The sequence below is a fragment of the Streptomyces sp. NPDC102270 genome, from assembly GCF_044766405.1.
GTDB lineage: Bacteria > Actinomycetota > Actinomycetes > Streptomycetales > Streptomycetaceae > Streptomyces.
This window is the reverse complement of sequence record NZ_JBIWLX010000005.1, coordinates 402,771-424,496: the sequence shown is the minus strand read 5'-3', so window position 1 is coordinate 424,496 and position 21,726 is coordinate 402,771. Positions and strand designations below refer to the sequence as shown.

At 70.6% G+C, this 21,726-nt stretch carries 22 protein-coding genes and 1 tRNA gene; 16 read left to right on the top strand and 7 right to left on the bottom strand.

Features of this window, described 5'->3' with window-relative positions; all coding sequences use genetic code 11:
* Window positions 1-760 precede the first annotated feature (760 nt).
* Window positions 761-1,078: a hypothetical protein gene (locus ACIRP7_RS12270; RefSeq protein ID WP_403656920.1), complete on the top strand. Its 318-nt coding sequence runs from the start codon at window positions 761-763 to the stop codon at window positions 1,076-1,078.
* Between the two features lie 190 nt (window positions 1,079-1,268).
* On the opposite strand, the gene ACIRP7_RS12265 is transcribed toward ACIRP7_RS12270, so the two are convergent.
* On the bottom strand, window positions 1,269-2,828 hold the full coding sequence (locus ACIRP7_RS12265) for a helicase HerA-like domain-containing protein (protein WP_403656916.1): 1,560 nt from the start codon (window positions 2,826-2,828) through the stop codon (window positions 1,269-1,271).
* A gap of 170 nt (window positions 2,829-2,998) precedes the next feature.
* Between ACIRP7_RS12265 and ACIRP7_RS12260 the strand changes: the two genes are divergently transcribed.
* Both ACIRP7_RS12260 and ACIRP7_RS12255 read left to right on the top strand, forming a co-directional pair.
* Window positions 2,999-3,295, top strand: a complete 297-nt coding sequence (locus ACIRP7_RS12260; protein WP_003999914.1) for a type II toxin-antitoxin system VapB family antitoxin — start codon at window positions 2,999-3,001, stop codon at window positions 3,293-3,295.
* 100 nt (window positions 3,296-3,395) lie between these two features.
* On the top strand, window positions 3,396-4,037 hold the full coding sequence (locus ACIRP7_RS12255; RefSeq protein ID WP_403656913.1) for a LytR C-terminal domain-containing protein: 642 nt from the start codon (window positions 3,396-3,398) through the stop codon (window positions 4,035-4,037).
* Window positions 4,038-4,463: 426 nt separating this feature from the next.
* Here ACIRP7_RS12255 and upp read toward each other — a convergent pair whose 3' ends face one another.
* Window positions 4,464-5,099 carry a uracil phosphoribosyltransferase gene (upp, locus tag ACIRP7_RS12250; protein ID WP_393602098.1) on the bottom strand — a complete coding sequence of 212 codons (636 nt, stop codon included), beginning with the start codon at window positions 5,097-5,099 and terminating at the stop codon, window positions 4,464-4,466.
* Window positions 5,100-5,195: 96 nt separating this feature from the next.
* Here upp and ACIRP7_RS12245 point away from each other — a divergent pair, with 96 nt between their 5' ends.
* The 8 genes from ACIRP7_RS12245 to ACIRP7_RS12210 all read left to right on the top strand — a co-directional run bounded on the left by ACIRP7_RS12245 (window position 5,196) and on the right by ACIRP7_RS12210 (window position 9,689).
* Window positions 5,196-5,378, top strand: a complete 183-nt coding sequence (locus tag ACIRP7_RS12245; RefSeq protein ID WP_007383124.1) for a hypothetical protein — start codon at window positions 5,196-5,198, stop codon at window positions 5,376-5,378.
* Between the two features lie 291 nt (window positions 5,379-5,669).
* A complete protein-coding gene (locus ACIRP7_RS12240) occupies window positions 5,670-6,209 on the top strand; it encodes a hypothetical protein (protein WP_403657149.1) in 540 nt (179 codons plus the stop codon).
* 59 nt (window positions 6,210-6,268) lie between these two features.
* Window positions 6,269-6,694 carry a tRNA adenosine(34) deaminase TadA gene (gene tadA / locus ACIRP7_RS12235; RefSeq protein ID WP_403656906.1) on the top strand — a complete coding sequence of 142 codons (426 nt, stop codon included), beginning with the start codon at window positions 6,269-6,271 and terminating at the stop codon, window positions 6,692-6,694.
* Between the two features lie 89 nt (window positions 6,695-6,783).
* Window positions 6,784-6,868: transfer RNA gene (locus ACIRP7_RS12230), tRNA-Ser, on the top strand.
* 107 nt (window positions 6,869-6,975) lie between these two features.
* Complete coding sequence (locus tag ACIRP7_RS12225; protein ID WP_352391355.1) at window positions 6,976-7,152, top strand: hypothetical protein; 177 nt, start codon at window positions 6,976-6,978, stop codon at window positions 7,150-7,152.
* Window positions 7,153-7,172: 20 nt separating this feature from the next.
* Window positions 7,173-7,466 (top strand): Dabb family protein, encoded by a 294-nt coding sequence (locus ACIRP7_RS12220; RefSeq protein ID WP_352391356.1) that lies wholly within the window; start codon window positions 7,173-7,175, stop codon window positions 7,464-7,466.
* Between the two features lie 144 nt (window positions 7,467-7,610).
* Window positions 7,611-8,468, top strand: a complete 858-nt coding sequence (locus ACIRP7_RS12215) for an RNA polymerase sigma factor SigF (RefSeq protein WP_352391357.1) — start codon at window positions 7,611-7,613, stop codon at window positions 8,466-8,468.
* 327 nt (window positions 8,469-8,795) lie between these two features.
* Window positions 8,796-9,689, top strand: a complete 894-nt coding sequence (locus ACIRP7_RS12210) for an RNA polymerase sigma factor SigF (protein ID WP_403656901.1) — start codon at window positions 8,796-8,798, stop codon at window positions 9,687-9,689.
* A gap of 326 nt (window positions 9,690-10,015) precedes the next feature.
* Here the strand turns inward: ACIRP7_RS12210 and ACIRP7_RS12205 are convergent, their stop codons facing one another.
* The gene (locus ACIRP7_RS12205) at window positions 10,016-10,222 is read right to left on the bottom strand and encodes a hypothetical protein (RefSeq protein WP_403656898.1); all 207 of its coding nucleotides are present in this window, start codon (window positions 10,220-10,222) and stop codon (window positions 10,016-10,018) included.
* A 194-nt stretch (window positions 10,223-10,416) separates the two neighbouring features.
* On the opposite strand from ACIRP7_RS12205, the gene ACIRP7_RS12200 reads away from it, so the two are divergent.
* The 5 genes from ACIRP7_RS12200 (at window position 10,417) to ACIRP7_RS12180 (ending at window position 15,481) form a co-directional block, all read left to right on the top strand.
* The gene (locus ACIRP7_RS12200; RefSeq protein ID WP_403656895.1) at window positions 10,417-10,923 is read left to right on the top strand and encodes a MarR family winged helix-turn-helix transcriptional regulator; all 507 of its coding nucleotides are present in this window, start codon (window positions 10,417-10,419) and stop codon (window positions 10,921-10,923) included.
* A gap of 13 nt (window positions 10,924-10,936) precedes the next feature.
* Complete coding sequence (locus ACIRP7_RS12195; protein ID WP_403656892.1) at window positions 10,937-13,468, top strand: MFS transporter; 2,532 nt, start codon at window positions 10,937-10,939, stop codon at window positions 13,466-13,468.
* A gap of 91 nt (window positions 13,469-13,559) precedes the next feature.
* On the top strand, window positions 13,560-14,381 hold the full coding sequence (locus ACIRP7_RS12190; RefSeq protein ID WP_403656889.1) for a YceI family protein: 822 nt from the start codon (window positions 13,560-13,562) through the stop codon (window positions 14,379-14,381).
* A 34-nt stretch (window positions 14,382-14,415) separates the two neighbouring features.
* Window positions 14,416-15,015, top strand: a complete 600-nt coding sequence (locus ACIRP7_RS12185; protein WP_403656886.1) for a class I SAM-dependent methyltransferase — start codon at window positions 14,416-14,418, stop codon at window positions 15,013-15,015.
* Window positions 15,016-15,019: 4 nt separating this feature from the next.
* Window positions 15,020-15,481 carry a PPOX class F420-dependent oxidoreductase gene (locus ACIRP7_RS12180; protein ID WP_403656883.1) on the top strand — a complete coding sequence of 154 codons (462 nt, stop codon included), beginning with the start codon at window positions 15,020-15,022 and terminating at the stop codon, window positions 15,479-15,481.
* A gap of 21 nt (window positions 15,482-15,502) precedes the next feature.
* On the opposite strand, the gene ACIRP7_RS12175 is transcribed toward ACIRP7_RS12180, so the two are convergent.
* The 4 genes from ACIRP7_RS12175 to ACIRP7_RS12160 form a co-directional block, all read right to left on the bottom strand.
* Window positions 15,503-16,264 carry a TetR/AcrR family transcriptional regulator gene (locus ACIRP7_RS12175; protein WP_403656880.1) on the bottom strand — a complete coding sequence of 254 codons (762 nt, stop codon included), beginning with the start codon at window positions 16,262-16,264 and terminating at the stop codon, window positions 15,503-15,505.
* A 143-nt stretch (window positions 16,265-16,407) separates the two neighbouring features.
* Window positions 16,408-17,901 carry an MFS transporter gene (locus ACIRP7_RS12170; protein WP_403656877.1) on the bottom strand — a complete coding sequence of 498 codons (1,494 nt, stop codon included), beginning with the start codon at window positions 17,899-17,901 and terminating at the stop codon, window positions 16,408-16,410.
* Between the two features lie 108 nt (window positions 17,902-18,009).
* Entirely contained in the window at window positions 18,010-20,220 is a 2,211-nt protein-coding gene (locus ACIRP7_RS12165) for an ArnT family glycosyltransferase (RefSeq protein ID WP_403656874.1), read from the bottom strand.
* On the bottom strand, window positions 20,220-21,725 hold the full coding sequence (locus ACIRP7_RS12160) for a glycosyltransferase (RefSeq protein ID WP_403656871.1): 1,506 nt from the start codon (window positions 21,723-21,725) through the stop codon (window positions 20,220-20,222). The genes ACIRP7_RS12165 and ACIRP7_RS12160 overlap by 1 nt, the downstream gene beginning before the upstream one ends.
* Window position 21,726 lies beyond the last annotated feature (1 nt).

The window sequence follows — 21,726 nt, the reverse complement described above, 5'->3', positions numbered from 1 at the left end:
CCGAGGGGCGAAGCCAGGCGCGACGCACACCGGACAGCGACCGGCAGGCGCCACGCCGACGTCCTCGACACACCACCGCCCCCCCGCCCCACGACCGTGCGGATCACACGCCCGAGCAGGGCGCACCACCACGACTGGGCGGAACCGAGGGGCGAAGCCAGGCGCGACGCACACCGGACAGCGACCGGCAGGCGCCACGCCGACGTCCTCGACACACCACCGCCCCCCCGCCCCACGACCCCACCTGGGAGGCGCATCACCACGACCGGGCGGATCGCACGCCCGAGCAGGGCGCACCGGACGGCTACCGGCAGGTGGTCCTACCGCCTCCTCAGCCAACACCCCGGCCCACCGCACTGTCGGCAGCCGCATTGCCACGGCCTGGCCGATCCCAGGCCGAGATGACCGACGCACACCGGACGGCGACCGGCAGACGTCGCCACCGCCGGATCCCGCCCGCGGACACACCAGCACCGCGACCGGGTAGCACCCACAGCCGAAGCGCTCACCGACGCGCACCGGTCGACAACCGGCAGGCGCCACCCGCCAGTCCTCAGCCACCGCCACCGTCCACCGCATCAGCGGCAGCCGTCCGAATCGCCGACCCGCGCGCGGGACGGAAACCCGGCGGGCGCCACCCGACCGTTCTCGGCACGCCACCACCGCGCCGCCGGCAGGGGCACCCCCTCACTTACTGCACCCGGGTGAATCCCCTCGCCGTAGTGATGAAGGGGGCGTGCCGGAGGGGGAGACGAGGTGTGTGAGTTCCGTACGACGCCCCCCGCGCAGCCGCGACTGGCTGCGGGCGCTCGTGCTGTTGCTCGCGCTGCTGATTCCCGGCGCACATCTGCAGGCGCAGGCGATGCCGACGGTCCCGGCCGGGGAACTCGTCGAGTACGACGTCCTCGACACGGCCGTGCGGCCACCGGCCAGGATCGTCCACCGTGCGGTCGTACCCCTGAGGCCGGTTCCGTGGCCCGAGGCGGTCCCCGGGGAGCCGGCGGACCGTCCCCTCCCGGCGGCCCCGCGACCGCCGCACGCACTGCCCGCCCTGCGTTCCGTGGTCCTGCGCTGCTGACAGAGCCCGCTTCCGACAGGTCTGTTCAGCACTCACGCGAGGAACACCGTCATGCCCATCGACCCTTACGCGGCCCTGCGCGCCCTGCTGCGCGCGGAGGCCGCCCGCAGTGCGCCGAAACCGCAGAGCACGACGAAACAGCCGCCGGTGAGAGAGGAGAAGCGCGGCTGACCCTCCGGAGGAGGCGGGGCTACCGCCTCCTCCGGGCCGTACCGAAGACCGAGCGGGTGATCTCACGCCCGATCTGCGTGCCCAGCGACCGCGCGAGCGACTTGAACATGCCGCTGCCGACGACCTGTTCGACGACGGAGGGGTTCTTCTCCCGCGCAGAAGGCGGGGCCTTCGTCTCGGCCGTCTCCGCCATCTCGTCCGGGCCCTTGGCGCCGCGGGAGTCGAGCCTCTCGTACGCCGACTCCCTGTCCACAGCCTGTGCGTAACGCCCGTACAGCGAGGAGGCCCTGACCGCCGAGTCCAGCGCATCTGCGTCGAGGGGACCCATCAGGGACTCGGGGGCGCGCAGGCGGGTCGCGGCGACGGGCGTAGGAGCCCCTCTCTCGCTCAGCACCGTCACCACGGCCTCCCCCGTCCCCAGGCCGGTGAGCAGCTCCTCCAGGTCGTACGCGGAGTCGGGGAAGGTCTTCACGGTCGCCTTCAACGCCTTCTGGTCGTCCGGCGTGAAAGCCCGCAACGCGTGCTGGACCCGGTTGCCGAGCTGGGCGAGGACATCGGCGGGTACGTCCTTCGCGGTCTGCGTGACGAAGAAGACGCCGACTCCTTTCGAGCGAATCAGCCGGACGGTCTGCGTGAGGGAGTCGAGGAACGCCTTCGAGGCCCCCTTGAAGAGCAGATGCGCCTCGTCGAAGAAGAAGACGAGCTTCGGCTTGTCGACGTCCCCGACCTCCGGCAGATCGTGGAAGAGATCGGCGAGCAGCCACATCAGGAAGGTCGAGAAGAGCCGCGGCCGGTCCTGTACGGCGGCCAGCTCCAGCACGGACACGAGCCCGCGCCCGTCGTCCGCGACCCGCAGCAGCTCACCGGTGTCGAACTCGGGCTCCCCGAAGAAGTCGGCCATGCCCTCCGCCTCGAAGGCGGTGAGGGAGCGCAGGATCACTCCCGCGGTGGCCGTGCTCAGCCCGCCGATGCCCTTCAGCTCGCCCCTGCCCTCGTCGGAGGTCAGAAAGGCGACGACGGCCCGCAGGTCCTTCAGGTCGACCAGGTCCAGCCCCTTCTGGTCGGCGTAGTGGAAGATCAGGCCGAGGGACTGCTCCTGGGTCGGGTTGAGCTGGAGCACCTTGGACAGGAGCAGCGGCCCGAAGCTGGTGACGGTGGCCCTGACCGGAATGCCGTGCCCGATGCCGCCGAGGGCGTAGAACTCGGCGGGAAACCCGGTGGGCTCCCACCGCTGATGCACGTCGGCGGCCCTGGCCTGCACGTTCTCGTTCCGTGCGCCCGGCTCGCGGATCCCCGACACATCGCCCTTGATGTCGGCGAGGAAGACGGGCACCCCCTGCGCCGACAGCTGCTCGGCGATGAGCTGGAGCGTCTTGGTCTTGCCGGTGCCGGTGGCGCCGGCGACGAGCCCGTGCCGGTTGAGCATCGGAAGAGGGATCCTGACCTGCACGTCCGGGAGGCAGACGCCGTCCCACAGCAGCGCGCCGAGGTCGAGCGCGGGCCCGGCGAAGGCGTAGCCCGAGGCGATCTCCAGGGCCTGCTGGGGCAGCGCGGCGGAGCCGGACTGTGCCTTTGGCATGGATCGGTCGGTGGTTGCCGCGGCGGCTCCCGTCACACCCTCCGGCGGGCTCTTTCGCTCGTTCATACCAAACCCCTGCTCCCGTTACGCCCCTTTTCGCGACTTTTTTCCAGCGTCGCACTCGGCCGCCATGGCTGCGCCCGGAAGGTCTTGACCGGTAGGCTTTCCGTGTGATCTTCAAGCGCATCGGAAACGGCCGGCCGTACCCCGACCACGGCCGGGAAAGCACCCGGCAGTGGGCGGACGTCGCACCGCGCCCGGTCCGCCTCGATCAGCTGGTGACGACCAAGGGCCAACTCGACCTGGAAACCCTGCTCGCCGAGGACTCGACGTTCTACGGCGACCTGTTCGCGCACGTCGTGAAATGGCAGGGCGACCTGTACCTGGAGGACGGTCTCCACCGCGCGGTGCGGGCGGCACTCCAGCAGCGACAGGTGCTGCACGCGCGCGTGCTCGAGCTGGACTGAGCGACCACGCTGTAAAGGTTTTGACCCTTTCGGGTTCACCTGTGCCGTGGTCAATGATCATCTAGTAGGCATTGCCGTCCCGGCGCACTACGCTGCGCCCATGAGCATGCTGACGCCCCCCGGCATGGGCGGTAAGTACCGGATCACGGGCGACAAGTACCCCCGGATGCGTCGGCCCCGGCGGCGCGGCAGGCTCGTGCTCGGCGTGGTGGCCTCCGCCGCCGCGCTGAGTCTGGTCGGCTGGGGCACGCTCCAGCTCATCGACGTGTTCACGGGTGGCGGGGACCGGGCCTCCGCGGCCGGCTCCGGGACGGACTGCAGGACGAAGGCCGGCGCGTCCCCCTCCGTCTCCGCGGCCCCTCTCCCCAAGCCGGGCCAGATCACCGTCAACGTCCTGAACGCCACGGCTCGCGGCGGGCTCGCCAAGAAGACGGCGGACGAGCTGAAGAAGCGGGGCTTCAAGATCGGCGAGGTGGGCAACGCGACGGCGACCTACGACAAGAAGGTCAAGGGCACGGGGGTACTGCTCGGTCCCTCCTCCGCCCTCAAGACCTCGCTGCCGGTCCTCGCGACGCAGTTGGCCTCCGCCGAGACCCGCACGGACACCCGCAAGGGCGCCGAGGTCGACCTGATCATCGGGACGGCTTTCAAGAACCTCACACCGAAGGCGACGGCGGACAAGTCGATGGCAGCACTGGCCCATCCCGACCCGTCGGCGACGACGTCGAAGAAGAGCTGCTGAGCTTCGTAGGCGTGGGCCGGCGCCTATCGCGGTGCCGGATCAGGTTGTGAGGCGGCTATCGGTGGGTGGGGGCTGGTCGCGCAGTTCCCCGCGGGGCCGCTGCGCTCGGCTTGAACCGGGCGCCTAACGGGGTGCCGGGTCAGGTTGTCGGGCGGCTACCGGGCCGGTGGGCGCTGGTCGCGCAGTTGCCCGCGGGGCCGCTGCGCTGAGCTTGGACGGGGCGCCAATCGGGGTGCCATGTCAGGTTGTCGGCCGACTGCGGGGCCGGTGGGCGCTGGTCGCGCAGTTCCCCGCGCCCCTGGGGGGTTGCAGTCACCTGCGCCTGGAGGGACACCCCCTGCCCCGGAGCCAAGCGGGCCGCCGCAGGCATCAGGGGCGCGGGGAACTGCGCACAACGCCCGCCCCCACCGAACCCGCAGGCAACCCCTACTCGGCCGACCCGTACAGACGGTCGCCCGCGTCGCCGAGGCCCGGGACGATGTAGCCGTGCTCGTTGAGGTGGTCGTCGACCGCGGCCGTGACCACCGTGACCGGCGTACCCGCCAGCTCGCGCTCCATGATCTCCACGCCCTCGGGGGCGGCCAGCAGCACCACCGCCGTCACATCGTCCGCGCCCCGCTTGATCAGCTCACGGATCGCGGCGACCAGCGTGCCACCCGTCGCGAGCATCGGGTCGAGGATGTACACCTGCCGCCCGGAGAGGTCCTCCGGCATACGCGCGGCGTACGTGGTGGCCTGCAGCGTCTCCTCGTTGCGGATCATGCCGAGGAACCCCACCTCGGCGGACGGCAGCAGCCGGACCATGCCGTCCAGCATGCCGAGCCCGGCACGGAGGATCGGCACCACCAGCGGGCGCGGATACGACAGCTTCACACCGGTCGTGGCGGCGACCGGGGTGCGGATGTCGACCGCCTCGGTGCGCACGTCGCGCGTGGCCTCGTAGGCGAGCAGGGTGACCAGCTCGTCGGCGAGACGACGGAAGGTCGCGGAGTCGGTGCGCTGGTCGCGCAGCGTGGTGAGTTTGTGGGCGACCAGAGGATGGTCGACGACGTGGAGACGCATGGCCACAACAGTAGCCCGGTCCATCGATGCCCTCACGCTGGCGTCAAACCCCCCGACCGGGGGAAAGTGGGAGGGACGGACTGGGGTGGTGAACCGATGCCTGACCTGCCTGAGCACGAACCGTCGTCACAGGAGACCGACGCCGAGCGCCGGCGCCGGCGCGCGCAGTTTCTGCGCGACCTCGCGGAAGCCCGGGAACTGCGTGACCGAGTGCAGCCGCGCCGGGCGAAAGTGGCCCGTCTGCGGCACGCGATGCGCATGCGGACCTTCCGCTGGTAAGAAAGATCACGGAACGCGAGCCGCACGGAACAGGTGGCCGTGTGTGGGCCGTTGGGAAAGCCGCGTACGATCCCGCTCGTGGCGGCGACGAGTGCGCTGGTGAGTCCTTCACCGACGTGCCGACGCGCGTGCGATCAAAACCACCGGACACAGGGTGCCGAAGACGTCCCCTGAACGCCTTGTTTCTGCCACGATTCCGAGTGGGTGGGGCTCGGAGCCGAGCTCTCCCCGCCCGAACCTCCGCCGGGGGGACCCCCAACCGGCACACCTATGACCAGTGGGAGAGTCACGGTGTACTTCGCCGCACTGCTCGCGCGCACCGAAGACGGGTGGGAAGCGAGCGACACAGAGCTCCTCGACAATGTGGAGACGCTGTCGGATCTGGCCGACCTCGCCCGGGAAGCCGCGGCCGAGGACGACACGGTGCTCGTCCTGATCGAGCAGGAGGACGCCTGGTTCGGCGTCGTCCGCATCGACGGCGAGGAAGACCCTCGTATCTACGTCTCGGACGCCGCCGCCGCTGCCCGCAGCTCGTACGGCGAGATCCTGCTCACCGACGAACTGCTCGGAAGGGAGCCCGACGACGACCCCGACCTCGACGCCCTCGACCTCGACGGCACCGAGGACGGTGAGGACGACGACGAGGACGACGACGTCACCGCCGAGGCGGTCGGCTCCGGGGAGGCCGTGCCGCACGGCCCGGTCGGCGACGTTCAGGTCCTCGACGACCTGGGCGTCAGCGTGAAGGAGCTGAAGGCCCTGTCGGAGGACGCCCTCACCGCGATCGCCGAGGCCCTGGGCGCCTCGGAAGTCCTGGAGACCGTCCGCTGACCGCAGGAACCGAGAAGGACGGCACCCCGGACCCGGTACGCGACCGCTGGCGGGCCGCGATGCGGCTCGCCCTGGACGAGGCCGGCCGGGCGGGCGCGGACGTGCCGGTGGGCGCCGTCGTCCTGTCCCCGGACGGTACGACGGTGCTCGCGGCCGGTCACAACGAACGTGAGGCGGTCGGCGACCCGACCGCGCACGCGGAGGTCCTCGCGATCAGGCGGGCGGCGGCGGAGCTCGGCGAGTGGCGGCTCACCGGCTGCACGCTCGTCGTCACGCTGGAGCCCTGCACGATGTGCGCGGGCGCGATCGTGCAGTCCCGGGTGGACCGGGTCGTCTACGGCGCCCGGGACGAGAAGGCGGGCGCGGCCGGCTCCCTGTGGGACGTCGTCCGCGACCGGCGCCTCAACCACCGGCCCGAGGTCATCGAGGGTGTGCTCGCCAAGGAGTGCGCCGGGCTCCTCACGGAGTTCTTCCGCGGCCGCTGACGGACCGCCTCCCCGACCACCGATCGACCGCCTCCGGGCCGCCGATACCGATTTCAAACCATGCCCCACCTTGCTGTAAGGTCTCCCTCGGTAGCGTGTCCGAGCGGCCGAAGGAGCTCGCCTCGAAAGCGAGTGTGGCGCAAGTCACCGAGGGTTCAAATCCCTCCGCTACCGCTGGAGAAGGGCCCCGTCGAGAGACAGGGCCCTTCGTGCGTACTGATCACCCCGGTTACACTCGCGCCCCAGAAGGAACAGACGCACCAGTAGCGGGGGAGGCCGCGGTGGCGGTGAACGGAAAGAAGATCGCCGTCTATTTGCTCGTGGTCTTCGTGCTGTACGTGATCATCACGGACCCGGCCAAGGCCGCCGACTACGTGCAGATAGGGTTCCAGGGCATATCGGACGCCGCCAAGGCCGTGGGCGACTTCTTCACCTGGCTGGCCGACGGGGCGCACTGAACAGACTCGAGGGAGCGCCCATGATCCGCCATCTCGTCCTCTTCAAGCTCAACGAGGGTGTCGAGCGCGACGACCCTCGTGTCGTCGCGGGCGTCGAGGCCTTCCGCGCGCTGGACGGCAAGATCCCCGAGATCCGCTTCTGGGAGCTGGGCTGGAACCTCAGCGACCGCCCCATCGCCTACGACTTCGCCATCAACTCCGGGTTCGAGGACGCGGCCGCCCTGCGGACGTACGTCGAGCACCCGGAGCACCAGGCGGGCGTGGCGCTGTGGAAGGAGTTCGCCACCTGGGTGATCGCGGACTACGCGTACTGAGCCCGAGCGCTCGGAAGCCTCCTGCCGGCAACGGCGGGAGGCTTTTCTGCGTCTTCCAGCCCTACTTGCCCCTCAACACGGCGTAACCCAACGTTATGCGGTGCTTGCACACAGTGCACATGTCTTGTGATGCTATGACCGCTTTTGACGGATGAGTTGACCAACGAAGAGGTGGCGTTGACCGTGGCGGCCAGTACCGCGCCTCCCCAGGAGGCCCCCCAGGAGGCCGCCCCACGCAGTCGCGGCGCCGACACCCGGGCGCTGACCCAGGTGCTCTTCGGCGAGTTGAAGGAGCTCGAGCCGGGCACGCCGGAGCACAACCGGGTGCGGACGGCGCTCATCGAGGCCAACCTCCCGCTCGTGCGCTACGCGGCCGCCCGCTTCCGCTCCCGCAACGAGCCGATGGAGGACGTGATCCAGGTCGGCACTATCGGCCTCATCAACGCCATCGACCGCTTCGACCCGGACCGGGGCGTGCAGTTCCCGACCTTCGCGATGCCGACCGTCATCGGCGAGATCAAGCGGTACTTCCGCGACAACGTCCGCACGGTCCACGTCCCGCGCCGGCTGCACGAGCTGTGGGTGCAGGTCAACGGCGCGACGGAGGACCTGACGACCGCCTTCGGACGCACCCCGACGACCGCCGAGATCGCCGAGCGGCTGCGCATCACCGAGGACGAGGTGCTGTCCTGCATCGAGGCCGGACGGTCGTACCACGCCACCTCGCTCGAAGCGGCCCAGGAGGGCGACGGACTGCCGGGCCTGCTCGACCGGCTCGGCTACGAGGACCCGGCGCTGGACGGGGTGGAACACCGCGACCTGGTCCGCCATCTCCTGGTCCAACTCCCCGAACGGGAACAGCGAATCCTGCTGCTGCGCTACTACAGCAATCTCACCCAGTCGCAAATCAGCGCGGAACTCGGCGTCTCACAGATGCACGTTTCGAGGCTACTCGCGCGTAGCTTCCAGCGGCTGCGGTCCGCCAATCGGATCGACGCATAATCTTCGGCGGATAGCGGATGCATAAGGGGCGCACGGTCGCACGTTCCGGAACACCGCAGTTCGCAAGCGGGATCGAGAGGTAACCGGCGCGAGCGAATCGCTCACCAGCGCCGTTCCCGACACTTCTGTGCCGAAAAACCGTCAGACCCCCTTTATCCAGGGCGGATTCGGGTCTCACATGTCGACATGTCACTACAGCGTGTTGCCGACATGTGACATTCTGCCGGAAGCGCGTTTGCCGAGGCTTCGGCGCCGGTATTCAGGTGAAGGCTGACGTTCCACCACGGGGCGTTCGCCACGACCGTCCCGCGACCCAAAGGGGGTGGCATGTCCGCAGATCAGGGCAGCTCGAAGGTGCTCACGCTCACCAAGAGCGAGGCTGAGCCCGCACTCGACGACGTCACGGCTGTCGAGGCCGCGTCGGCCCCGGCTCTCCCGGCTCCCCCGACGGTGTCGGGAGCCATCGACACCCGCACCCTGTCCCGCTCCCTCTTCCTGCGGCTCGCCGCACTCGACGAGAACAGCCCGGAGCGCGCGTACGTCCGGGACACCCTCATCGAGCTCAACCTCCCGCTGGTGCGCTACGCGGCGGCTCGTTTCCGCTCGCGCAACGAGCCGATGGAGGACATCGTCCAGGTCGGCACCATCGGCCTGATCAAGGCGATCGACCGCTTCGACTGCGAACGGGGCGTCGAGTTCCCGACGTTCGCGATGCCGACGGTCGTGGGGGAGATCAAGCGGTTCTTCCGCGACACCTCGTGGTCGGTGCGGGTCCCGCGCCGCCTCCAGGAGCTGCGGCTGGCTCTCACCAAGGCCAGCGACGAGCTCTCCCAGAAGCTGGACCGCTCTCCGACGGTCGCCGAACTCGCGACCGTACTGGGCGTGTCCGAGGAGGACGTCGTCGACGGCCTCGCGGTCGGCAACGCGTACACCGCGTCCTCGCTCGACTCTCCGGCCCCGGAGGACGACGGCGGCGAGGGCTCTCTCGCGGACCGCCTCGGCTACGAGGACACGGCTCTGGAGGGCGTCGAGTACCGGGAGTCCCTGAAGCCGCTGCTGGCCAAACTCCCGCCCCGGGAGCGCCAGATCATCATGCTGCGCTTCTTCGCCAACATGACCCAGTCACAGATCGGCGACGAGGTCGGCATCTCCCAGATGCACGTCTCCCGCCTCCTGACCCGAACCCTGGCCCAGCTCCGCGAGGGTCTCATCTCCGACTGAGGGTTCCCCCTGTCACCGGGCATCCAGAAGCACCTGAGGGCGCCTATGGATGTGCCGGGTCAGGTTCTCGGGCGGCTGCGGGCCGGTGGGGGCTGGTCGCGCAGTTCCCCGCACCCCTGGGGGGTTGCAGTCACCTGCGCCAGGACAGACCGCAAGTCACCTCGCGGGCCACGGGGGCGTCCGTTACCGAGCCCATGATCAATGGACAGCAACCGCCGGACCGAGGACGGATACCCCCCACCCCGGCCCCGGCATTCAGGGGCGCGGGGAACTGCGCACGACGCCCGCCCCCACCGAACCCGCATCCAAAACCCGACCCCGCCGCGCTACCCGAGCGCCAGCCAAGCCACCGCCGCGACGATCGCCACCGCGACCACCACTCCGATGATGAGCCCGATGCGCGGACCGCCCGAAGTGGCGGCCGGCGCGGTCGGCTGTCGGCGGCCCTGCGGGCCCTCGTCGACGAACGCGCGGAACATCTGGGTGCTGCCGGCGGGGTCGTAGTTGCCCTCGGGGCCCTGGTTGTCAGCCATGCCCAGAGACACTAGCGAATCCGGGAGTAGGGCCCAAGTGCGGGGCCGACAGGGGCACCAGCAGTCCCCACATGCGGTTTACGTCCGCAATACTTGCCTTTGCCAACTTTTTATGCCGCACCCACCCCGTTTTATTTGCCTGTAGCAACCAAGCACGTCTATGGTTGCCCTAAGCAACGAACGCGGGAGGTGTGATGGCCGAGCAAGCGCGATACGAGGAGCTGATCCGCCAGTTCAGCGCCTTCGGGGCCGTGAAGAGGGAGATCGGGCGGATGATGCCGTCCGAGTGCCCCTCCGGTTCCGCCGCCGTGCTGACCCTCCTCGGGCGCTACGGGGACATGCGCATGAGCCAGCTCTCCGAGCTGCTCGCCGTGGACATGTCGGTGACCAGCCGCCACGTGGCACACGTCGCCGAGCGCGGCTGGATCGAGCGCTCCCCCGACCCGGCGGACAAGCGCTCACGCATCCTGCGTCTGACGCCGGCCGGCCAGGCGCTCCTGGACCAGCTGTCCCGCCGGACCTGCCTCATGCTCGCCGAGCGGCTCAGCGACTGGAGCGACGACGAGGTCATCCAGCTGACCGCGCTGATGGCCCGCCTGCGCGCGAGCTTCGACGACACCCGCGCCCACGGCCCCGAGCCCCGGCCGCCCGTCACCCCCGTACTCGAACAGACCACCCGTACACCCGCGATCACCCAGTAAGAGAAGGAAGCCCATGGCAACGACCACACCAGCCGGTGTGCGGGCTCACGCCAAGCACGGGGGAGGCTCCACCGAGTACGCCCCGATGACGCACCGGCAGATCATGGAGGCCATCTCCGGCCTGCTGCTCGGCATGTTCGTGGCGATCCTGTCGTCCACGATCGTCACCAACGCGCTCCCGCACATCATCAGCGACCTCGGCGGCGGCCAGTCCGCCTACACCTGGGTCGTCACCGCCGCCCTGCTGTCGATGACCGCGGCCACCCCCCTGTGGGGCAAGCTCGCCGACCTGTACAGCAAGAAGGCGCTCGTCCAGATAGCCCTGGTCATCTACGTCCTGGGCTCCGCGGCCGCCGGTCTCTCGCAGAACCCCGGCATGCTGATCGCCTGCCGTGTCGTCCAGGGCATCGGCGTCGGCGGTCTGTCCGCGCTCGCCCAGATCGTCATGGCCGCGATGATCTCCCCGCGTGAGCGCGGCCGTTACTCCGGCTACCTCGGCGCGACCTTCGCCGTCGCCACCGTCGGCGGTCCGCTGCTCGGCGGTGTCATCACCGACACCTCGTGGCTGGGCTGGCGCTGGTGCTTCTACGTCGGTGTCCCCTTCGCCGTCATCGCGCTGATCGTGCTGCAGAAGACCCTGCACCTGCCCGTCGTGAAGCGGGACGTGAAGGTCGACTGGGCCGGCGCGACCTTCATCGCCGCCGCCGTCTCGCTGCTGCTCGTCTGGGTCACCTTCGCCGGTGACAAGTACGACTGGGTGTCGTGGCAGACGTACACGATGGTCGGCGGTTCGATCGTGCTCGGTCTGCTGTTCGTGCTGATCGAGTCCAGGGCGAGCGAACCGATCATCCCGCTGCGCCTGTTCAGGAACCGCACCATCACCCTGGCCTCGCTGGCCTCGCTGTTCGTCGGTGTCGCGATGTTCACCGGCACGGTGTTCTTCAGCCAGTACTTCCAGCTGGCCCGCGACAAGTCCCCGACGATGTCCGGCGTCATGACCATCCCGATGATCGGTGGTCTGTTCGTCTCCTCCACCGTCTCCGGGCAGTTCATCACCCGCACCGGGCGCTGGAAGGCGTGGCTGGTCAGCGGTGGCGTGCTGGTGACGGCGGGCCTCGGTCTGCTCGGCACCATCCGGTACGACACGGACTACTGGAAGATGGCCGTCTTCATGGCCCTGCTGGGTCTCGGCATCGGCATGATGATGCAGAACCTGGTGCTGTGCACGCAGAACCAGGTCGACCCGAGCGACCTCGGCTCCGCCAGCTCCACGGTCACGTTCTTCCGTTCCCTCGGTGGTGCGGTCGGCGTCTCCGCGCTCGGCGCGGTCATGTCCCACCGGATCACGCACTACGTGTCGGACGGCGTCGCCGCCCTCGACCCCAAGTACCAGGCCGCCCTGTCCGGTTCCGGCTCCTCCACCGACAGCATCCCGGACCTGAGCAAGCTCCCGGCCCCGGTGCGCACCCTGATGGAGAGCTCCTACGGCCACGGCATCGCCGACGTGTTCCTGATCGCCGGCGCCCTCGCGGCCGTCGCGTTCCTGATCACCCTGTTCATCAAGGAGGTTCCGCTGCGGACCAGGGGCGCGCTGGCGCAGGCCGCAGGCGAGGAGACTCCCGCTCCCGCCGAGGCTCCGGTGGAGAGCGAGGCCGCCGCGCACACTCCGAGCTGGGCGGCCACCGAGACCGTCTCCTCCGACACCGAGACCGCTTCCGAGGGCACGCAGCGGCTGTCCGCCGTGGCCACCCTCGCCCGTCCGGAGGCGTCCGGTGAAGGCTCCGGCGGCATCCCGGTCCGCGGCTTCGTGCGCGGTGCCGAGAGCGCTGCGGTCCCGCAGGCCGCGGTCACGCTGATCTCGCTCGCGGGACGGCAACTGGGCCGGTCGGTCACCCAGGCCGACGGTTCCTACGCGGTCGAGGCGCCGAGCGTCGGGTCGTACGTCCTGATCGCCTCCGCGGACGGCTACCAGCCGCAGGCGTCCACGGTGCTCGTGAACGGCGAGCCGGTCGCCTACGACATCCTCCTCAGCGGCACCAGCGGGCTGAACGGGCTCGTGCGGGCCGCGCAGAACGGGGAGCCGGTCAAGGACGCGATGGTGATCGTCACCGATGTGCGGGGTGATCTGCTGGCCACCGGGACCACCGGTGAGCAGGGCGAGTTCGCCTTCGGCGAGCTGGTGCCGGGTGCGGTGACCGTCGCGGTCAACGCCGCCGGGTTCCGGCCGCGCGCCCTGCCCGTCGAGGTCGGCGGCACCGGCGTCACCCGCATCGAGGTCGACCTCGACTCGGGCGCCCGCCTGCAGGGTGTCGTACGGGCGCCGCACGGTCCGCTGGCCGACGCGCGGGTCACCCTCGTGGACGCGGCCGGCAACGTGGTCGGTACCGCGACCACCGGGTCGGACGGGGCGTACGCCTTCACCGACCTGGACGGCGGCGAGTACACGGTCATCGCGACGGGCTACCCGCCGCAGGCGACGGCCCTGACCGTGAACGGCCCCGGCGTCGACGGCCACGACATCGAACTCGCCCACCCCGGCGAGTAGTTCATCCGCTCCGGCCCGTGGCAGGGAGCGCGCGCCCCGAGCGGAGGCGCGCGCCCGCCACGGGCCGGTCTGCTTTGAGGAGGTACGAGACATGGGACTGACCGCGAGGATCCGCACCCGGGACGGATGGGCCGTGTCGCACGCGGTCGTCACGGTGACGGACATGACCGGCACCCAGGTGCTGCGCGCGGAGGCGGACGCGGAGGGGGCCGTACGGGACGGGACTCCGCTGGAGCCGGGGCCGTACACCGTCATCGTCACGGCCGTCGGCTATGCGCCCGCCGCGTCCAGCGCGATCGTCACCGCGAGCGGCCGCGCCGAGGTCGGCACGGTCACGCTGGCCCGCATCGGCGGCACGGAACTCCCGCCGCCGGGGCCCTGGACCGTCGATCCGGCCCACTCCAGTGTGGGCGCGCTCGCCCAGCACCTGGGCATCTCCAGCGTGCACGGCCGCTTCACCGACTTCACGGCGGCGATCGAGGTCGCCCCGGACGACGTGACCAAGTCCCGCGTGGAGGCGGTGATCCGGGCGGCCTCGATCGACACGGGGAACGCCATGCGGGACGAGCACCTGAGGTCGGCGGACTTCCTGGACGTCGAGCGGTACCCGGAGATCACCTACCGGTCGACGGGCCTGGTCGTGTCCGGTACGGATCGCTGGACGGTCCGGGGCGAGCTGGCGATGCGCGGTGTCGTACGGCCCGTCGACCTGGACCTCGCCTACCTGGGCACCGGCGCCGACCCCTGGGGCGGAACCCGGGCCGCCTTCCGGGCCACGACCCAGCTGCGGCGGGAGGACTTCGCCATGAACTACAACCAGGTCGTACAGGCGGGGATCGCGGCGATCGGCACGACGCTGAAGGTCGAGCTCGATGTGCAGGCGGTGCAGGGGGAGTCGCTGCCGCAGGCCTGAGGGCGTTGTCAGTGGCGGGTCGTACGGTTCGGATATGGAGCGGACCACGGGGGTGCAGGCCTACTACGCCGAGTCGGCGGAGCGGCTGGGGAGGGTGTACGAGAGCGTCTCGTTCGAGGCCGTGCACGGGGCGTTGCTGGATCTCCTGCCGGAGGCGCCCGCGCGGGTGCTGGACATCGGCGCGGGAACCGGGCGGGACGCGGCGGCGCTGGCCGGCCGCGGGTACACGGTCGACGCGGTGGAGCCGGTGGCGGAGCTGCGCCGGGTGGCCGAGCGGCTGCACCCCGGCAGCGGGGTGAGCTGGCGGGCGGGCGCGCTGCCGGAGATACCCGGCGTGCGGGGCCCGTACGACGTCGTCCTGCTGTCCGCGGTGTGGATGCACCTGTTGCCGGAGGAGCGGCCCCACGCCATGCGGCGGCTGGCCGGGCTGCTCGGCCCCGGCGGGATCCTGCTGATCACCCTGCGACGCGGTGAGCCGCCCGTGGACCGGCGGATGTTCGACATCCCGCCGCGCGAGGTCGCCGGGCACGGGGCGGAGGCGGGGCTGAGGCTGCTGCGGATCGTGGACGAGAAGGCGGACCGGCTCGGCCGTGCCGCGGTTCACTGGAACGCCGTGGCGCTCCAACTAGGCTGATTCCATGGCACCGAACATTGCGACCAACAAGGCCGTCTCCCTGGAACAGCTGCTGGACTTCGTACGGCCCCGGCACCGGGCGATCCTGCTGACGCGGCGGGCGGACGGGTCGCCGCAGGCCTCGCCGCTGACCTGCGGGGTGGACGACTCGGGGCGGATCGTCGTGTCGACGTATCCCGAGCGGGCCAAGACCCGGAACGCGAAGCGGGACTCCCAGGTCAGCGTGATCGTGCTGAGCGACGACTGGAACGGGCCGTGGGTGCAGGTCGACGGGACCGCGGAGGTCATCGACGCGCCGGACTCCGTGGAGCCGTTGGTGGAGTACTACCGGAACATCTCCGGTGAGCATCCGGACTGGGACGAGTACCGCTCGGCGATGGTGAAGCAGGGGAAGTCGATCATCCGGGTGACGCCGGTGCGGTGGGGGCCGGTCGCCACCGGCGGTTTCCCGGCGCGGTTGGCCTGATCGCGGGGTGGGCAAGCGCGCCTAAGGGCGCTCGACCATCGCCTCGATTCCCCTGACCAGGAGTTCCAGGGCGAACGTGAAGTCCCTGTCCCGCATGTCCTCCACCGTGTCGCCGCCCCTCGCCGTCATGATCTCCTCGTTCTCCTTGAGGAGTTCGGCTACGGCGGGGGCCCGGGTGGCGGTGCTCATGGCGTGGCGGAAGTACGACTCCTGGGTCATGCCGGCCTGGGTGGCGCGGGCGATGAAGTGGCCCTCGATGGTGCCGAAGCCGTAGACGAACTGGAAGACGGCGGAGATCGCGCCGGTGATGCCGTGCGCGGGCAGGCCGGTCCTGCGGACGATGCGGTGCACGGTCCTGGACAGCGCCAGGGAGTGGGGGCCGATGTTGAGGAAGGTGCCGGCCAGCGGTGAGACCCAGGGGTGCCGTACCAGCAGACCCCGGTACTCCCTTGCCACCGTGCGCAGTTGGTCCCGCCAGTCCTCGTCGGCCTCCGGGTCCGGCAGTTCCAGCTCGCCGAAGGCCGCGTCCAGGGCGAGTTCGAGGAGGTCGTCCTTGGTGTCGACGTACCAGTAGACGGACATCGCGGTCACGTTCAGCTCGGCGGCCAGCCGCCGCATGGAGAACTTGGCCAGCCCCTCGGCGTCCAGGAGACGGACGGTGACCTCGGTGATCCGGTCCCGGTCCAGCCCGGACGGCTGCCCGCCCCCACGCCCACCCCGGCGCACCTTTCCCTCCAGCCAGACACTGGTTCGCGCGGCCGCTTCTTGGCCTGCCTTCACCATGGCGCACCTTCCGAGACGTCGTTCACTTGCCGCGATGCTAGGCCTGCACCGACGCGGGGCTGTACCGACATGCGGCTCCGCCACGTGGGCGCGACCAGCCACAATCGGACTGCGGCCGCCGTTGAGCCGAAGCCACCACCCCACTAGGCGTCGTGCGCCCGCTCCGCCCGCCGCAGCAACACCCCTGCCACCACCCCGCCCAGCAACACCGCCACCGCCCCCACCAACTGACTGCTCTCCAGGCCGGAGGCGAACGCCTCCGTGATCCGTGCCCGCTCCGACGCCGACCCCGCCTCCGCCAGCGCTCCCGGCAGGGACACCGCGGCCACGGAGATCCCCGCCGCGAACCGCGCGTTCAGGACCGCGCCCAGCACGGCGACCCCGAGCCCCTGCCCGAACTCCGCCACGGTGCCGTTGATGCCCGCGCCGACCCCGGCCTTCTCCGGCGGGATCGCGCTCATGATCGCGTGGGCCATCGCGGGACTGGCGACCGCCGCGCCCGCGCCGATCAGCACCAGCCCCAGCAGCGTGCCCGGATACCCGTGGCCGGTGAGCGTGGCGATGGCCAGGAGGCCCGCGGCCATCACCGCCATGCCGAGGCCGATGGAGAGCGGCGTCCCGAGCCTCGTGGACCACTTCGCCGACAGGCCGGTGAAGTTGAGGGCGACGATCATCAGCGCGAGCGGGGCGGTCCGCAGTCCCGCCTCCAGGGGGCCGTACCCGAGGACGAACTGCATGTGCTGGGTGAGCAGGAAGAGCGAGCCGCCCATGCCGAAGGTGATCAGGACCGCGCCCGCCACCGCTCCGGTGAACCGGCGGTCGCGGAAGAAGTGCATGTCGAGCATGGGGTGGGGGATCCGGCTCTCCCAGTACGCGAACCCGGCGAGGACCACCACCGCCACGGCCGCCGGCACCAGCACCCGGCCGGAGGTCCAGCCGTGCTCGGGGCCGGAGATGATCGCGAAGACCAGGGAGGCCATGCCGATCGTGGACAGCAGGGCGCCGAGCAGGTCGGGGCGGTCGCCCTGCGGGTTTTTGGACTCGGGGACGAGGAGCACGACCGCGATCAGGGCGAGCGCGGCGACCGGCAGGTTGATCAGGAAGATCGCGCCCCACCAGAAGTGGTTCAGCATGAAGCCGCCGAGGAGGGGACCGGTCGCGAAGCCCAGGGAGTTGACCGCCGCCCAGATGCCGATCGCCTTCGGCTGCTCCTCGGGCGCGAAGATCTGCATCGCCACCGCGAGCGTGGTGGTCATCAGCAGCGCACCGCCCACGCCCATCCCGGCCCGTGCCGCGATCAGTTGGCCGGTGGAGTCGGCGAGGCCCGCGACCAGCGACCCGACGCCGAACAGCACCAGCCCCGCGGCCAGCATCTTCTTGCGGCCATAGCGGTCGGCGGCGCTGCCCGCGGTGAGCAGGAGACCCGACTGGACCAGCGAGTACGCGTTGATCATCCACTGGATGTCGGAGGTGGCGGCACCCAGTTCGCTGGTGAGGGAGGGGATCGCCACGTTCAGGATCGTGTTGTCGAGCAGCACGGTCAGCTGCGCGAGACAGATGACGCCGAGTATCAGCCAACGCTGGGGATGGCCCTGGGAGACGGTGACGGGGGTGGGAGCGGAGGCGGGGGCGGTCATGTTGTACACCGTAGAACAGTTCCTATACGGCGTACAACGCACTTTTCCGCCGTACGACGAGAAGGGCGGCGACCGCCGGGGTCGCCGCCCTTCTGCCGGGGAGAGGCGTCAGCCGCTCGCCTTCTGGGTGAGGTCGTAGAAGGTGGCCGAACCGACCGTGACCTTCTTGAAGTTGGCCTCGACCCACGAGGTGATCTGCGAGGACGTACCGCTGCTGCTGCCGCCCATGCCGCGGCCGGAGCCACTGGAGATGAAGTAGTGGACCTTGCCGTCCGCCACGTACTTCTTGAACTGGGCCAGCGTCGGGGACGGGTCGGTGCCGTTGAAGCCGCCGATCGCCATCACCGGGTCGCCGGTGGAGAGCTGGTAACTCGCCGCGTTCTGGGCGCCGATGGCCGCCGCGGCCCAGGTGTACTTCGACGCGTCGGTCTCCAGCAGCTTTTTCGCCTCGGAGGTGACGCTCGCTCCGTTCAGCAGGCCGCCGACCCCACCGCCGCCGCCCATGCCGCCACCGTCGCCCGTCTGTCCGCCGGGGCCGCCCTGTTGGCCCTGTTGGCCCTGGGTGCCGCCGTTGCCGTTCTGCTGGTTCTGCCCCTGCTGCCCGGGCATGCCCCCGCCGGGGAAGCCGCCCGTGCCGCCGCCCTGCGTGGTGCCGTTGCCGTTCTGCTGCCGGCCCTGCTGGCCGGGCGTACCGCCGCCGAAGCCGCCCCGGCCTGCGCCGCCACCGCCCGGACCGCCGCCGCCCATCATGGACGCGCCCGCCGGGCCCGCCGTCACGATGGAACCGGTGTGGCCCTCCTGGAGGGTGCTCAGGGTGTACGCCGTCGGGCCGGCCAGCGAGGCGACCAGGCCCAGGGAGGCCGCCGCGAGGGCGAGTTGCCGGGTGATGCGGCCCGCGAAGATCAGGCCGAGCGCGGCGACCAGGCCGCCGATCAGGACCAGGTACTTCAGCCAGGGCAAGTAGTCGGAGGTGCGGTTGAGCAGGACGTAGCTCCAGGCCGCCGCCGCCACGACCGAGGCCGCGAGGGTGATCGACGCCCACAGCTCGGCGCGCTTCTCCCACAGGATGCCCGCGCCCATGCCGATCACGGCCGCCATGTAGGGGGCGAGGGCCACCGTGTAGTACTGGTGGAAGATGCCCGCCATGTAACTGAAGACGACCATGGTCATCAGCAGCGAGCCGCCCCAGACCAGGAACGCACCACGCGTGACGCTGGTCCTCGTGAGTTTTCGGGTCGCCACCAGACCGGCGGCCAGGAGGATCAGCGCGGCCGGCAGCAGCCAGGAGATCTGGCCGCCGATCTCGGAGTTGAACATCCGGTCCCAGCCGGTCTCGCCCCACATGCCGGTGCCGCCACCGCCACCACCGCCGCCGCCGACCGAGCCGGTCTCGTCGCCGCTGAGGCGGCCGAAACCGTTGTAGCCGAAGGTCAGTTCAAGGAAGGAGTTGTTCTGGGAGCCGCCGATGTAGGGGCGCGAGGAGGCGGGCCACAGCTCGACGACCGCGACCCACCAGCCGCCCGAGACGACCAACGCGAGTGTGGCAGCGGCCAGTTGGCCTAGCCGCTTCCTGACGGAGACCGGCGCGCAGACGGCGTAGACGATCGCCAGCGGCGGCAGGATCAAAAAGGCCTGCAGGGTCTTGGCGAGGAACGCGAAGCCGATCGCCACACCGGCCCACAGCAGCCACTTGGTGTGGCCGTCCTCCAGGGCCCGGACCACGAAGTAGCAGGCGAGCGCCATCAGCAGCGCCAGCATGGCGTCGGGGTTGTTGAACCGGAACATCAGCGCCGCGACGGGGGTGAGCGCGAGCACGGCGCCCGCGATCAGACCGGCCGCGGGGCTGAACCGGCGGCGTACGGAGGCGTACACGACGGCGACCGTGCCGACGCCCATGAGGACCTCGGGCGCGAGGATCGCCCAGGAGTTCAGGCCGAAGATCCGCACCGACAGCTCCATCGGCCACAGCGAGGCCGGGGGCTTGTCGACGGTGATGGCGTTGCCCGCGTCCAGCGAACCGAAGAAGAACGCCTTCCAGGACTGGCTGCCGGCCTGGACCGCCGCGGAGTAGAAGGAGTTGGCGTAGCCGGAGGCGCTCAGGTTGTACAGGTAGAGCAGGAGGGTCGCGGCCAGCAGGCCGAGGAAGGCCGGGCGGGCCCAGCGCGGGTCCTCGGGGCGGCCGCGCCACAGTCTGCGGACGAAGGGCTGCTGGAGTTCACCGGACTCGGGGGCCGGGGGAGCGAGGGGCGCCTCGGGGGCCGTCGCCGCCGGACCCCACCCGGAACCCTGCCGGTTCGGATGGTCGGTCTGCGTGGTCATCAGGAGTTCCTCGGGTCGGTGTCGGTCGGGCGCACCGGCTGCAACCGCACGGTGGCGTCCTGCCGGGAGCGCTGCTCCGCGGCCTCACCGGCGCGGAACTCGGTCGTGTCGTACGGGGACGGCGGGGTGTACGGCGTCGTGGCGTACGGCGTCGTGGCGTACTGGTGTGCCGTCGGGCGCTGGGGCAGCGGCGCGTAGGGCTGTTGGACGGGGTGGGCCGGCGCGGACGGGGTGTGGGCCACCACCGTGGAGCGGGGCTGGTCGTCACCGCGGTCGGGGAAGACCCAGGCCCTGAAGAGCAGGAAGCGCAGCACGGTCGCCGCGAGGTTGGCGGCGATCAGCACCGCCAGCTCGGTGGAGTGCGCGGGGTCGCTGCTGGCCGCGTTGAGCGCGGCGAGGGAGCCGCTGGTTAGCGCGAGGCCGATGCCGAAGACGACCAGGCCCTGCGCCTGGTGCCGGACGGCGCCGCCCCGCCCGCGCACCCCGAAGGTCAGGCGCCGGTTGGCGGCGGTGTTGGCGACCGCGGAGACCAGCAGGGCCAGCGCGTTGGCGATCTGGGAGCCGCCGAACTGGCGGAAGCCGCTGTAGAGCAGCAGGTAGAAGAGCGTCGACAGCCCGCCGACGACACAGAACCCGACGAGCTGGCGGGCCAGCCCCTTCGGCACGTCCTGGATCTCGCGGTCGCGCGGGTCGTCACCGAACGGCCGGGTGATCCGGTCCAGCGGCAGCGATCCGCTCGCCAGGGCCTTGCCCACCCGCCACACCCCCTTGAGGTCCTCGGTCGCCGTCTTCACGATGTGGACGGTGGAGTCGGGGTCGTCGACCCAGTCGACGGGCACTTCGTGGATACGGAGTCCCGCGCGCTCGGCGATGACCAGCATCTCGGTGTCGAAGAACCAGCCGGTGTCCTCGACGAGCGGCAGCAGGACCTGCGCCACGTCCCGCCGGATGGCCTTGAAGCCGCACTGCGCGTCGGAGAAGCGGGCCTGGAGGGAGCCGCGCAGGATGAGGTTGTAGGCGCGGCTGATGAACTCGCGCTTGGGGCCGCGCACCACCCGGGAGCTGCGGGCGAGCCGGGAGCCGATCGCCAGGTCGGAGTGGCCCGAGATCAGCGGTGCCACCAGCGGCAGCAGGGCGTTGAGGTCGGTGGACAGATCCACGTCCATGTAGGCGAGGATCGGTGCGTCGGAGGCGGACCAGACGGTCCGAAGGGCCCGGCCGCGGCCCTTCTCCTCCAGCCGGAAGGCCTTGACCTCCGGGATCTCCGCCTCCAGCCGCCGCGACACCAGGGGAGTGGTGTCCGTCGACGCGTTGTCCGCGATGGTGATGCGGAACGCGTACGGGAACGTGCGCTCGAGGTGCTCGTGCAGTCTCAGCACACACGGCTGGAGGTCCTTCTCCTCGTTGAAGACGGGGATCACTACGTCCAGGACAGGCGTACCGGCGTCGCCGGCCGGGAGGTGCTCCCGCGCCGGCAGGGTGCCGGGAGAAGAGTCGGTTCGCATG

What these genes read in the sequence shown, in the direction of transcription:
- ACIRP7_RS12265 (WP_403656916.1), bottom strand. Translation starts at nt 2,828, where the DNA reads ATGCCAAAGGCACAGTCCGGCTCCGCCGCGCTGCCCCAGCAGGCCCTG.
- ACIRP7_RS12255 (WP_403656913.1), top strand. Translation starts at nt 3,396, where the DNA reads ATGAGCATGCTGACGCCCCCCGGCATGGGCGGTAAGTACCGGATCACG.
- upp (WP_393602098.1), bottom strand. Translation starts at nt 5,099, where the DNA reads ATGCGTCTCCACGTCGTCGACCATCCTCTGGTCGCCCACAAACTCACC.
- ACIRP7_RS12245 (WP_007383124.1), top strand. Translation starts at nt 5,196, where the DNA reads ATGCCTGACCTGCCTGAGCACGAACCGTCGTCACAGGAGACCGACGCC.
- tadA (WP_403656906.1), top strand. Translation starts at nt 6,269, where the DNA reads ATGCGGCTCGCCCTGGACGAGGCCGGCCGGGCGGGCGCGGACGTGCCG.
- ACIRP7_RS12220 (WP_352391356.1), top strand. Translation starts at nt 7,173, where the DNA reads ATGATCCGCCATCTCGTCCTCTTCAAGCTCAACGAGGGTGTCGAGCGC.
- ACIRP7_RS12210 (WP_403656901.1), top strand. Translation starts at nt 8,796, where the DNA reads ATGTCCGCAGATCAGGGCAGCTCGAAGGTGCTCACGCTCACCAAGAGC.
- ACIRP7_RS12205 (WP_403656898.1), bottom strand. Translation starts at nt 10,222, where the DNA reads ATGGCTGACAACCAGGGCCCCGAGGGCAACTACGACCCCGCCGGCAGC.
- ACIRP7_RS12200 (WP_403656895.1), top strand. Translation starts at nt 10,417, where the DNA reads ATGGCCGAGCAAGCGCGATACGAGGAGCTGATCCGCCAGTTCAGCGCC.
- ACIRP7_RS12195 (WP_403656892.1), top strand. Translation starts at nt 10,937, where the DNA reads ATGGCAACGACCACACCAGCCGGTGTGCGGGCTCACGCCAAGCACGGG.
- ACIRP7_RS12190 (WP_403656889.1), top strand. Translation starts at nt 13,560, where the DNA reads ATGGGACTGACCGCGAGGATCCGCACCCGGGACGGATGGGCCGTGTCG.
- ACIRP7_RS12185 (WP_403656886.1), top strand. Translation starts at nt 14,416, where the DNA reads ATGGAGCGGACCACGGGGGTGCAGGCCTACTACGCCGAGTCGGCGGAG.
- ACIRP7_RS12180 (WP_403656883.1), top strand. Translation starts at nt 15,020, where the DNA reads ATGGCACCGAACATTGCGACCAACAAGGCCGTCTCCCTGGAACAGCTG.
- ACIRP7_RS12175 (WP_403656880.1), bottom strand. Translation starts at nt 16,264, where the DNA reads ATGGTGAAGGCAGGCCAAGAAGCGGCCGCGCGAACCAGTGTCTGGCTG.
- ACIRP7_RS12170 (WP_403656877.1), bottom strand. Translation starts at nt 17,901, where the DNA reads ATGACCGCCCCCGCCTCCGCTCCCACCCCCGTCACCGTCTCCCAGGGC.
- ACIRP7_RS12165 (WP_403656874.1), bottom strand. Translation starts at nt 20,220, where the DNA reads ATGACCACGCAGACCGACCATCCGAACCGGCAGGGTTCCGGGTGGGGT.
- ACIRP7_RS12160 (WP_403656871.1), bottom strand. Translation starts at nt 21,725, where the DNA reads ATGCGAACCGACTCTTCTCCCGGCACCCTGCCGGCGCGGGAGCACCTC.